The organism is Streptomyces sp. NPDC025638, assembly GCF_055558775.1.
The window spans coordinates 561328-572373 of sequence record NZ_JBVHLX010000003.1 but is presented as its reverse complement, the minus strand read 5'-3'; the positions used below and the strand labels follow the sequence as shown (position 1 = coordinate 572373).

The window sequence follows — 11046 nt, the reverse complement described above, 5'->3', positions numbered from 1 at the left end:
TCATGGTCTACACACTGGCGGCGACCACTTTGACCGTCGCCGCCCCGCTCGGCTGCGACACACCGTCCGCGGAAGGCGCCGAACCCACCGCGGAGGGCGCGCGCCGGACCTCCGACGTACTGGTGACCGGCACCGACGAGGAGATGCTGGTCCTGGAGGTCACCGCGGCGAACAGGATCGTCGTGCGGCTGCCGCGCCTGGAGGTCGGCCAGGGCATCACCACCGCGGTCGCCATGATGATCGCCGAGGAACTGGACGCCCGCCTGGCCGATGTCTCCATTCCGCTCGCCGACGCCCGCGCCAAGGGCAACCAGTACACCGGCGGTTCGAGTTCGGTCAGTTCGCTGTACGGACCGGCCCGGCAGCTCGCCGCCACCGCACGCGCCAGACTGGTGACCGCGGCCGCCCGGCGGTGGCATCTGCCCGCGCGGCTGCTGCGCACCCGCGACACCATGGTCGTCGCGCCGGACGGGCGCACCGCCACCTTCGGGTCGCTCACCGGGAGCGCCGCGCGCATCCGGCGCCCGGCCGTGCCCGACCGGCCCAAGCCGGCCTCCCGGCACCGGGTGATCGGACGGCCGGCGAACCGGATCGACGCCCGGGACATCGTCACCGGCCGGGCCGAGTACGCGGGCGACCTGTCGGCGGCCGGAGCGAAGCCGACCGTGGTGGCCCGGCCGCCGACGGTCAGGGGGAAGCTCGTCTCGGTCGACGACGCCGCGGCGCGGGCCATGCCGGGGGTCCTCGCCGTGGTCAAGGCGGCCGGTGGGGTCGCCGTCGTCGCGGAGACCTTCCACCATGCCCTCGAGGCACGGGACGCGTTGCGCATCACCTGGGCCGCGGGCCCGCTCGCCCCGCTCTCGGACGCGGGCATCCGCACCCGGCTCAAGGGCGCGGTCCCCCGCCTCTCCTCCCCGCCGCGCGGATCGACGCAGGTCCAGGGCGAGTTCGAGTTCGCCTTCGTCAGCCATGCCCCGATGGAGGTGCTGACCGCGGTGGCCGACGTACGCGCCGACCATGCGGAGTTCTGGTTCTCCTCGCAGACACCGATGGACGCCCGGGACACACTGGCCGACCTGCTCCGGCTGCCGAAGTCCAAGGTCCGGGTCCATGTGGTGCGCGGCGGCGGCTCGTTCGGGCGGCGGCTGAACTTCGACGCCGCGATCGAGGCGGCCCTGATCTCCAAGGCGGCCCGCCGCCCGGTGAAGCTGATGTGGACCCGCAACGACGACATCCGGCACGGCCGGATGCGCCCGGCCAGCCACCACCGGATCCGGGCCAGCGTCGCGCGCGGCCGGGTGGTCGCCTTCGAGCACGCGATGGCCTCGGTGGGCGAGTCGTCCCAGGGCACGGGACCGACCGCGCAGGGCGGGGCGGCCCCCGCCGCGCTCGTCACCCGTCGTACGCCCGCGGCCGGCCCGCTGCCCAGCGACAGCGGTCTGTACAACTTCGGCCGGGTGTCCGGGAATTCGGGCGGTATCGAGCTGCCGATACCGCTCGGTGCCTGGCGGTCGGTGGACTCCGGCACGATGCGGACCGCGGAGGAGATCGTCGTCGACGAGGTCGCGCGCAGCCTGGGCAAGGACCCGGTCGCGTTCCGGCGCACCACGCTGCGGAGCAAGGCCGTGAAGGCCGTGCTCGACAAGGTCGCGGCCGCCGGGCACTGGGGCCGAGCCATGCCGGCCGGCACCGCCCAGGGGGTGGCCGTCCATGAGGAGTACGGCTCCTGCGTGGCCTGCCTCGCCGAGATCGACGTCACGGACCCGAAGCATCCCAGGGTGACCAAGGTGGTGATGGCCGCGGACGTCGGGACCGCCGTCAACCCGCGCGGTCTTCAGGCCCAGCTGATGGGTACCGCGATGGACGGGATCTCCACCGTGCTCCAGGCCGGTCTGCACATCGACCGGGGCGCCGTCCGCGAGGGCAGCTTCGCCGACTTCCGCTATGCCCGCCAGGCGCAGGCCCCGCTGCACTTCGAGGCGCACGTCATGCCCTCCCGCGCGGAGCCGGGCGGGGCCGGTGAACTCGGCGTGCCGGCCGCTTCCGGCGCCGTCGCCAACGCCTACGCGCGGGCGACCGGCACCAAGCCCCGCCGCTTCCCCCTCGACTTCTGATCAGTCGCCGATCAACTCCGAGAAGGTTCCGATGCGTTCGTACTCCTTCGTCCTCAACGGCAAACCGGTCACCGTGCAGGCGCCCCCCGACATGCCGCTGCTGTGGGTGCTGCGCGACATGCTCGGGGTGACCGGCCCCAAGTACGGCTGCGGGGTGGGCGTCTGCCGCGCCTGCACCAGCCATCTCGACGGCGCGGAGATCCAGCCCTGCGTCGTACCGGTCGCGGACTGCGCGGACCGCAGCGTCACCACGATCGAGGGCCTGGCCGACGGTGACACCCTCCACCCCGTGCAACAGGCCTGGATCGACTGCGACGTGGCACAGTGCGGCTTCTGCCAGCCGGGTCAGATCATGGCCGCGGCGGCCCTGCTGAAGAAGACACCCCACCCGACGGACGCCGACATCGACCGCATCGAGAACGTCTGCCGCTGCGGCACCTACTTCCGAGTCCGGGAAGCAATCAAGAAGGCGTCGGCCGCCGGCCCGCGGAATGATCACTGACCCTCCGGACATCGGGCCCACCACATCCCACCCGGCGCGTGGCCCTCGCCGGGCCGGGCGCGCCGGGCGCTGATCGGTTTCGCCGCCGGCGGCGCGGCCGGTGACAGGCGTGAAGCCTGGCCGGTGTGCCCAGGTTCCACGACGGGGCGGAGCTGCGCCTGCTGCCTACGGAGCCCCGTCCGGGCCGCCCCGCTGCTCCCCGAGCAGCGCGGTCCAGCCGGTCTCGTGGGCCAGGCGGTCCCAGGCGCCGGGCATCGGGCACATCAGCAGCTGCGTGCCGTGACGCCACCGCTCGTGTCAGGATCGAGGACCGCTGAAGGGCCTTGGCCCGAGCCGCCCTTCACGTCCTAATCTCGCTCCTGTCGTTGCGGGCCCGGGCGGAACGGAGACGGACATGCGGGTGGGCGTGCACATCAACCGGTTCAACCATTCCGAGGGTGCTCCCGCGCTCGCTGCCGAACTGGCCGCGGCGGGCAGCGCGGCCGAGGCGGCGGGCGTGAGCTGGCTCTCGGTGATGGACCACTACTTCCAGATGGAGATCAACGGCGGCGCCGAGGACCCCATGCTGGAGGCCTACTCGACCCTCGGCTACCTCGCGGGCCGGACCTCGACCGTCCGTCTCGGCGCACTGGTCACCGGTGTGACGTACCGTCACCCCGGCCTGCTCGCCAAGATCGTCACCACCCTCGACGTCCTGTCCGGCGGCCGGGCCACGCTGGGCATCGGAGCGGCCTGGTACGACCGTGAGCACCATGGGCTGGGCGTGCCGTACCCGCCGCTCGCGGAACGGTTCGAGCGGCTGGAGGAGACCCTGCGGATCTGCCTGCAGATGTGGGACCCGGAGAACAACGGCCCGTTCGAAGGGGAGTACTACCAGCTCGCCGAGACGCTGTGCGTGCCGGGGCCGGTCAGCGCCCCGCACCCGGAGATCATGATCGGCGGCACCGGCGAGAAGAAGACGCTGCGTCTGGTCGCCCAGTACGCGGACGCCTGCAACCTGATCGCCACGTCCCCGGAGCAGCTCCGCCACAAGCTCGACGTGCTGCGCGGGCACTGCGACGCCCTCGGCCGTGACTACGACGCGATCCGCAAGACCATCGGTTACATGGGCGAGTCGGCGACCGCCGAGGACCTCGACGCGTTCCTGACCGACATCAGCGGCTACACCAAGCTCGGCATCGACACCGTCGTCCTCTTCCCGTTCCTGGGCGAGCCCGCCGGATGGATCGAGCGCTTCGCCGCCCCGGTGGTCGAGCGGCTGGCCGAGCTGGAGTGAGGGGGATGCGGCAGGGGCCGGAGCTCCGGGAGCTCCGGCCCCTGCGGGACTCGCGACGGCCCGGCTCAGGCAGCCGCGCCCACGGTGCCGTGCAGCTGCGCCACGACGTCGGTCAGCGCGGCGGCGACCTCGGCGTCGTCGGCCGGGTGGGTCTCGGCGAAGCGGGTCAGCGAGCCGGGGATGGACAGCTTGACGTCCTCCAGCACCTTGCCGCCGGCGATGCCCACGGCCTTGCGGGCCTCGTCCTGGGCCCACACACCGCCGTACTGGCCGAAGGCGGTGCCGACCACGGCGACCGGCTTGCCCCCGAAGGCGCCGGCGCCGTACGGGCGGGACAGCCAGTCGATGGCGTTCTTCAGGACGGCCGGGATGGTGCCGTTGTACTCGGGCGAGAACAGCAGGAACGCGTCGGCGGCCTGTGCGGCCGCACGCAGCTCGGCGGCGGCCTGGGGGACGCTGCCCTCGACGTCGATGTCCTCGTTGTAGAAGGGGATGTCGGCCAGGCCCTCGAACAGAGCGATCTCGGCGCCCTCGGGAGCGTGCTTGACGGCGGCCTCGGCGAGCTGGCGGTTGGTCGAACCGGCGCGAAGGCTGCCGACGAGCGCGAGGATACGGACGGACATGGGGAACTCCAGGGGGCTGAAACAGTGCGGTTACGATCCGGACCGGGGTCCGTTTATCGTTGTAACACCATAACCGGACCGCGGTCCAGTTTTCTTCCCGGTGCTTTACGCTGTCTTCATGTCCAGCGCCCTGCCGCCCTTCCCGAAGCACCAGGAGCCCTTCGACGCGCCTCAGCTTCTGGAGGTCGGCTTGGGGCCCGATGAGCCGTGCCTGCGCGCCGACGCGGCCCGCAACCGCGCCCGGCTGCTGGAGGCCGCCGCCCGGCTGATCGCCGAGCACGGGGTGGCCGGGGTCACGATGGAGGCGGTGGCCGCGGCCGCCGAGGTGGGCAAGGGGACCGTCTTCCGGCGCTTCGGCGACCGCACCGGCCTGCTGACGGCGCTGCTCGACCACTCGTCGCGGCAGTTGCAGGCCGACTTCCTCGGCGGCCCGCCGCCACTGGGTCCCGGTGCACCGCCGGTCGAGCGGCTGCGCGCGTTCGGCATCGCGGTGCTGTACCGCGCGGCGGAACAGCTGGACCTGCAACTGGCCGCCCAGCCGGAGCCGACCCGCCGCTTCTCCCACCCTTCGGTGCAGGCGCTGCGCACCCACGTCACGATGCTGCTGCGGCAGATCCTGCCGGACGCCGACTGCGAGCTCCTCTCGCAGACGCTGCTGGCGTATCTCGACCCGGCCCTGATCAACCATCTGACCAGGCAGTGCGGGATGCCCATGGAGCGGCTGGAGGCCGGCTGGACCGACCTCGTCGCCCGCGTGACCGGTACGGAACCGCCCGCGTGACCCCGAGCCCTGTTCAGCCGAGCGCGGCGAACTGCTCCAGCAGACCACGCGGCGCGTCCTCCCGGAACAGCAGCACCGCGCCGCGGGCCGAGTCGGCCGCGGATGCCTCGCTGCGTGGGAACAGCCGCTCCTCGTAGGCGGCCAGCGCGGCCTCGATGTCGCCCGGGTGCGCGGCGATCGCCAGGCCCAGTTCCGAGCCGTCGAGCAGGGCGAGGTTGGCGCCCTCGCCCGCGAACGGCGACATCAGGTGAGCGGCGTCACCCAGCAGCGTGACACCGGGGACCCGGTCCCAGCGGTGCCCGATGGGAAGGGCGTGGATCCGCCGCGGCACCAGTGCGCCGTCCGCGTCCGCGACCAGCGCCCGCAGGCGCTCGTCCCAGTCCGCGAAGCGTTCCAGGACCGCCGACTTGGCCGCCTCGGTGTCGCCGAAGTCGATCCCGTCCAGCCAGTCCTCGGGGGCCTCCAGGGCGACGTACACATGCAGGCTGCCGTCGCTCTCGCGGTGGGCGAGAAAGCCGCGGCCCGCGTCGAGCGCGAACAGCATGCCGCCGCCGACCACTCGGGCGCTCACCGGGTGGCGGGTGTCCGCCTCCAGCAGGTCCGCCTCGACGAACGACACGCCCATGTAGGCGGGTTGGCCGGCGGACACCAGCGGGCGGATGCGCGACCAGGCGCCGTCGGCACCGATCAGCAGGTCCGTGGTGAAACGTCCGCCGTCCGCGAGGGTCACCTCGTGCCGGCCGTCGCCGAGCGGGCGGGCCCCGGTGACCTTGGTGCCCCAGCGGACCGTGCCCTCGCGCAGCGACCGCAGCAGCAGGCCGCGCAGATCTCCGCGGTCGATCTCCGGCCGCCCGCCGGTGCCGTCGTCGGACTGGTCCAGGTGGACCACGGCGTCCTTGTCGAGGATCCGCATCCGCTGTCCGCCCTGGTGGACGAGTGTCAGGAACTCCTCGTGCAGGCCGGCGGCGCGCAGGGCCTCCTGGCCGGAGTCGTCGTGGATGTCGAGCATCCCGCCCTGGACGCGGGCGGCGGGGGAGTCGTCCAGGTCGAAGACGGCCGCCTCGATGCCGTGCACCTGGAGGACACGGGCGAGGGCGAGCCCGCCCAGACCGGCCCCGACGACGGCTATGGGGTGATGGGCGATGGACATGGTGGCCTCCTGAGGGATGGTCAGTCGGGTACGGCGGTCCGCTCGATGCCGTTGATCAGTGCCTGGAACGCCCACGACAGGCGGGCCTCGGGCGCCCCCGACATCAGCTCGCCGGCGGTGGCGGCGATGTGCGGATGGGTGCTGTCGGACGCGTCGCCCAGGGCGCGGCCCAGGGCGTCCCAGTCGCCTCGCGCGGTGGGTGAGGCGTCCTGCCCGGCGTGCTCGGCGGCGGTCGCCGTGGCGTGCTGGAGCAGCAGGTCCACGCCCCACGCGGCCCGGGCGGACGGCACGCCGCCCTCGTCGAGCAGTGCCAGCAGGGTCTCGATGAGGTCGAGGTAGTGCGGGCCGCTCGGGCGGGCCGTCAGTGCGGAACGGGCGAGGCTGGGGTGTTCGAGGAGCATCTCGGTGTACGCGGTGAGCACCCGCTCCAGACGCTCCCGCCAGGTGCCGTCGGCCGGGGCGGGCCCCACCGTGCCGAGCAGCTCGTCCAGGACGGCCGCGTGCAGTTCGTCGGTGTTGCGCACGTAGACGTACAGCGAGGCCGGGCCGGTGTCGAGCTCCTGTGCCAGGCGCCGCATGGTGACCTTCCGCAGTCCTTCGGCGTGGAGCACGGCGACCGCGGCGGCCACGATTCCCTCCCGGGTCAGGGCGGGCTTGGCGGGGCGCTCGCGGCGGCTGCGGGGGGTGTCGGGTCGGGCTGTCATGCCCTCACGATAACGAACATGTTCGCCACGAACAAGTTCGTGGCAGCTCGTGAGCCCGCTACGCGCCCGCTTTGGTGCAACCGTGAATCACATTCCCCCGCCGCGACCGTCGCTCGGCGCTTCTGCCAAGATGCGGTACGTCATGGTGCAGATACCGAACACGCCCTCGTCCGCGTCGCCCGCACCGCGCTCCGTCCCCACGAGCGCCGATGTGGCCCGCCTGGCCGGCGTCTCGCGCGCGACCGTCTCCTACGTCCTCAACAACACCAGTGCCGTACGGATCAGCGAGCCCACGCGCCGCCGCGTCCACGAGGCCGCGAAGGAACTCGGGTACGTGCCGCACGCGGCCGCCCGCAGCCTGCGCGCCGGGCACAGCCGCATGGTCCTGATGCCCGCCCCGGCCATCCCGGTGGGCCCGCTCTACGGCCAGTTCCTCAACGAGCTCCAGTGGGCCCTCGGCCGCCTCGACTACACGGTCGTCCAGTACGGCACCGTGGGACTGCAGGGCGACGAAGCCGCCCGTGCCTGGGCCGAGTTGCGACCGGTCGCCGTCCTGGTGCCCGGCGCCGGACTCGGCCCCCAGGGGGTCGCCGTCCTCAAACGCGCCGGCGCCCGCGCGGTGGTCACCCTCGGCCCCGAGGGCGTCGAGGGGGCCCATGCCCTGCTGATGGACCACGACGGCGTCGGCCACTGTGCCGGCGCCCATCTGTATGCCCGTGGCCGGCGCCGTATCGGCGTGGTCGTCCCCGAGGAACCCGGCCTGGAGGCCTTCTCCCGGCCCCGCCTGAAGGGCCTGCGCGAGGCGCTGCACGGCACGGACGCCACGGTGACCGAACTCCCCCTCGCCCACGACGAGCGGGCCGCCGCCGAACTCGCCGCCCGCTGGCGGGACTTCGGTCTGGACGCGGTGTTCGCGTACAACGACGAGTACGCGATGCTCCTGATGCGCGCCCTGCAGGACGAGGGCGTCCGCATACCCGAGGACACCGCCGTGATCGGCGCCGACGACCTGATGCTGGGACGGCTGCTGCGGCCCCGGCTCAGCACGGTACACATCGAACTGCCGTCCGGCCGCGACCTGGCCGAACTGGTCGACCGCGCGGTACGCAACCCCGGCGCGGCACCCGAGACACACAAGGTCCTGGGCGCGTCGATGGTCCACCGGGACTCCAGCTGACGACTGCCGCCGGTGTGCCCCCGACAGGCGTCGTAGTCCCTCCTGCCGGACCCCTTCCGGCCGTGCCGCTTCCAGGCGACACGGCCGTTTCCCGGGAAGCGTGGACTACTCGCCCTGCGTGCCGCCCTGCTGCTCGGCGATGTTCTTGCGGACCTCGTCCATGTCCAGTTTCCGGGCCTGCCCGATGACGTCGGTCAGGGCGGCCTCGGGCAGCGCGCCCGGCTGCGCGAACACGGCCACCTGGTCACGGACGATCATCAGCGTCGGGATCGACTGGATACCGAAGGCCTGCGCCAGCTCCGGCTGGGCCTCGGTGTCCACCTTGCCGAACACCAGGTCGGGGTTCTCCTGCGCGGCCTTCTCATAGACCGGGGCGAACATACGGCACGGCCCGCACCAGGACGCCCAGAAGTCGATCAGGACGAACTCGTTCTCCGTGACCGTCTGGTCGAAGTTCTCCTTGGTGAGCTCCACGGTGCTGCTCATGCGTAATCCCTACTTCCTGCTGCGGGGCGAAACCGTCCGCACAACACGGCGGCCCGGGTACCTATTCCGCGCGCTTACCCATGTGGCCACCGCGCACACCACCCACCAGACTGACCCCATGACGGAAACGGAATCCATCGCGTACGACGTCGTGGTGCTCGGGGCCGGACCCGTGGGGGAGAACGTGGCCGACCGCACCCGCGCGGCCGGACTGTCCACCGCGGTCGTGGAGAGCGAGCTGGTCGGCGGCGAGTGTTCGTACTGGGCGTGCATGCCCAGCAAGGCCCTGCTGCGCCCGGTCATCGCCCGCGCCGACGCCCGCCGCCTGCCCGGCCTGAGCCAGGCCGTCCAGGGCCCCCTCGACACGGCCGCCGTCCTGGCCCGACGCAACGAGTACACCTCGCAGTGGAAGGACGACGGCCAGGTGGGCTGGCTGGACGGCATCGGCGCCGACCTGTACCGCGGCCACGGCCGCCTCGCCGGACCCCGCACGGTCACCGTGACCGGCCCCGACGGCGCGACGAAGACCCTCACCGCGCGGCACGCCGTCGCCGTCTGCACCGGCACCCGCGCCCAACTGCCCGGCCTGCCGGGGCTCGCCGACGTGAAGCCCTGGACCAGCCGTGAGGCCACCGCCGCACAGGCCGCCCCCGGCCGGCTGATCGTGGTGGGCGGCGGTGTGGTCGCCACCGAGATGGCCACCGCCTGGCAGGCCCTCGGATCCCGGGTCACCCTGCTGGTCCGCGGCAAGGGCCTGCTGTCCCGCATGGAGCCGTTCGCCGGGGAACTGGTCGCCGAGGCCCTCACCGAGGCCGGCGTGGATGTCCGCACCGGCACCTCCGTGGAGTCTCTGACCAGGCAGAACGGCACCGTCGTCGCGATCACCGACGCCGGCGACCGCATCGAGGCCGACGAGATCCTCTACGCCACCGGCCGCGCCCCGCGCACCGACGACATCGGCCTCGACACGATCGGCCTGGAGCCGGGCTCCTGGCTGCCGGTCGACGACAGCCTCCGCGTCACCGGCAGCGACTGGCTCTACGCGGTCGGCGACGTCAACCACCGCGCCCTGCTCACCCACCAGGGCAAGTACCAGGCCCGTATCGCGGGCGCCGCCATCGCCGCCCGCGCCTCCAGAGTGCCGATCCTGGAGACGGACCCCTGGGGCGCCCACGCCGCCACCGCCGACCACCACGCCGTACCGCAGGTCGTCTTCACCGACCCCGAGGCCGCCGCCGTAGGCCTCTCCCTGGCGGAGGCGGAACAGGCCGGACACCGCGTCCGCGCCGTCGACGTGGAGTTCTCCTCGGTGGCCGGAGCGGGCCTGTACGCCGACGGCTACCGCGGCCGCGCCCGCATGATCGTCGACCTGGACGAAGAGATCCTGCGCGGCGTCACCTTCGTCGGCCCGGGCGTCGGCGAGCTGATCCACTCGGCGACGATCGCGGTCGCCGGCCGGGTGCCGGTCAACCGCCTGTGGCATGCGGTGCCGTCGTATCCGACGATCAGCGAGGTGTGGCTGCGGCTGCTGGAGGCGTACCGCGGTTAGCCCTGCCGGATCACGGCAGTAGGAAGCCCAGCTCCTCGGCCGCCCTTTGCGGTGTCGGCTGCGTCCAGCGCTCCGCCATCGCCTCGTTCGAGGACAGCGAGCGGAGTTCCGCGCGGTCGAGGTAGAGCATGCCGTCGAGGTGGTCCGTCTCGTGCTGGACGATCCGGGCGGGCCAGCCGGTGAAGAGCTCGTCGAGTGTGCGGCCGTGCTCGTCCTGGGCGCGGAGCCGCACCTCGGCGTGCCGGGCCACCACAGCCTGCCAGCCCGGGACGCTCAGGCAGCCCTCGAAGAACGCCGCCGTGGCGGTGCCGACCGGCTGATACGACGGGTTGACCAGGACGCGGTACGGCTGCGGCACCCGGCCCCGGGCCAGCCGTACCTCTTCCGGTACCGGCGCCGGATCCTCGATGACCGCGATCCGCAGTTCCACCCCGACCTGCGGCGCGGCGAGGCCGACGCCCGGGGCCGCGCGCATGGTGGCGCGCAGGGCTTCGACGAAGCGCGTCAGCAGGGCGGGCTCCAGCTGCCCGTCGAACGGCTCGGTGCCGCGCCGCAGCACCGGGTCGCCGGCCGCGACGATGGGCAACGGGCCGTCGGCGGCGAGGAGTTGCTCGACCCGCTCGGCGAGGGGCGCACGAGGGGCACGGTCATGGGGAGTCGGCATCGCGTCAGCATGACACGACA

At 72.9% G+C, this 11046-nt stretch carries 11 protein-coding genes and 1 pseudogene; 6 read left to right on the top strand and 6 right to left on the bottom strand.

Annotated features, from left to right (window positions below; genetic code table 11):
- Positions 1–2: 2 nt before the first annotated feature.
- Together ACZ4EG_RS10635 and ACZ4EG_RS10630 are read left to right on the top strand one after the other, a co-directional pair.
- Positions 3–2114 (top strand): xanthine dehydrogenase family protein molybdopterin-binding subunit, encoded by a 2112-nt coding sequence (locus tag ACZ4EG_RS10635; protein WP_467790346.1) that lies wholly within the window; start codon positions 3–5, stop codon positions 2112–2114.
- A 31-nt stretch (positions 2115–2145) separates the two neighbouring features.
- A complete protein-coding gene (locus tag ACZ4EG_RS10630; RefSeq protein ID WP_453545846.1) occupies positions 2146–2616 on the top strand; it encodes a (2Fe-2S)-binding protein in 471 nt (156 codons plus the stop codon).
- 168 nt (positions 2617–2784) lie between these two features.
- Here ACZ4EG_RS10630 and ACZ4EG_RS10625 read toward each other — a convergent pair.
- Positions 2785–2889, bottom strand: a pseudogene (locus ACZ4EG_RS10625) (alpha/beta hydrolase); the annotation flags it as partial.
- A gap of 121 nt (positions 2890–3010) precedes the next feature.
- Between ACZ4EG_RS10625 and ACZ4EG_RS10620 the strand changes: the two are divergent.
- The gene (locus ACZ4EG_RS10620; protein ID WP_467790345.1) at positions 3011–3892 is read left to right on the top strand and encodes an LLM class F420-dependent oxidoreductase; all 882 of its coding nucleotides are present in this window, start codon (positions 3011–3013) and stop codon (positions 3890–3892) included.
- Positions 3893–3957: 65 nt separating this feature from the next.
- On the opposite strand, the gene ACZ4EG_RS10615 is transcribed toward ACZ4EG_RS10620, so the two are convergent.
- Positions 3958–4515, bottom strand: coding sequence for an NAD(P)H-dependent oxidoreductase (locus ACZ4EG_RS10615; RefSeq protein WP_467790344.1), 558 nt, complete (start codon positions 4513–4515; stop codon positions 3958–3960).
- Between the two features lie 100 nt (positions 4516–4615).
- Between ACZ4EG_RS10615 and ACZ4EG_RS10610 the strand changes: the two genes are divergently transcribed.
- On the top strand, positions 4616–5296 hold the full coding sequence (locus ACZ4EG_RS10610; protein WP_467790343.1) for a TetR/AcrR family transcriptional regulator: 681 nt from the start codon (positions 4616–4618) through the stop codon (positions 5294–5296).
- Positions 5297–5309: 13 nt separating this feature from the next.
- On the opposite strand, the gene ACZ4EG_RS10605 is transcribed toward ACZ4EG_RS10610, so the two are convergent.
- A complete protein-coding gene (locus ACZ4EG_RS10605; RefSeq protein WP_467790342.1) occupies positions 5310–6446 on the bottom strand; it encodes an FAD-dependent oxidoreductase in 1137 nt (378 codons plus the stop codon).
- Positions 6447–6466: 20 nt separating this feature from the next.
- Positions 6467–7150 (bottom strand): TetR/AcrR family transcriptional regulator, encoded by a 684-nt coding sequence (locus tag ACZ4EG_RS10600; protein WP_467790341.1) that lies wholly within the window; start codon positions 7148–7150, stop codon positions 6467–6469.
- 130 nt (positions 7151–7280) lie between these two features.
- On the opposite strand from ACZ4EG_RS10600, the gene ACZ4EG_RS10595 reads away from it, so the two are divergent.
- Positions 7281–8327: a LacI family DNA-binding transcriptional regulator gene (locus tag ACZ4EG_RS10595; protein ID WP_453546811.1), complete on the top strand. Its 1047-nt coding sequence runs from the start codon at positions 7281–7283 to the stop codon at positions 8325–8327.
- A gap of 105 nt (positions 8328–8432) precedes the next feature.
- On the opposite strand, the gene trxA is transcribed toward ACZ4EG_RS10595, so the two are convergent.
- A complete protein-coding gene (gene trxA / locus ACZ4EG_RS10590; RefSeq protein WP_263214994.1) occupies positions 8433–8813 on the bottom strand; it encodes a thioredoxin in 381 nt (126 codons plus the stop codon).
- A 118-nt stretch (positions 8814–8931) separates the two neighbouring features.
- Between trxA and ACZ4EG_RS10585 the strand changes: the two genes are divergently transcribed.
- Positions 8932–10362 carry a dihydrolipoyl dehydrogenase family protein gene (locus tag ACZ4EG_RS10585; RefSeq protein WP_467790340.1) on the top strand — a complete coding sequence of 477 codons (1431 nt, stop codon included), beginning with the start codon at positions 8932–8934 and terminating at the stop codon, positions 10360–10362.
- 10 nt (positions 10363–10372) lie between these two features.
- On the opposite strand, the gene ACZ4EG_RS10580 is transcribed toward ACZ4EG_RS10585, so the two are convergent.
- Entirely contained in the window at positions 10373–11026 is a 654-nt protein-coding gene (locus ACZ4EG_RS10580) for a peptide deformylase (protein WP_467790339.1), read from the bottom strand.
- Positions 11027–11046: the final 20 nt, after the last annotated feature.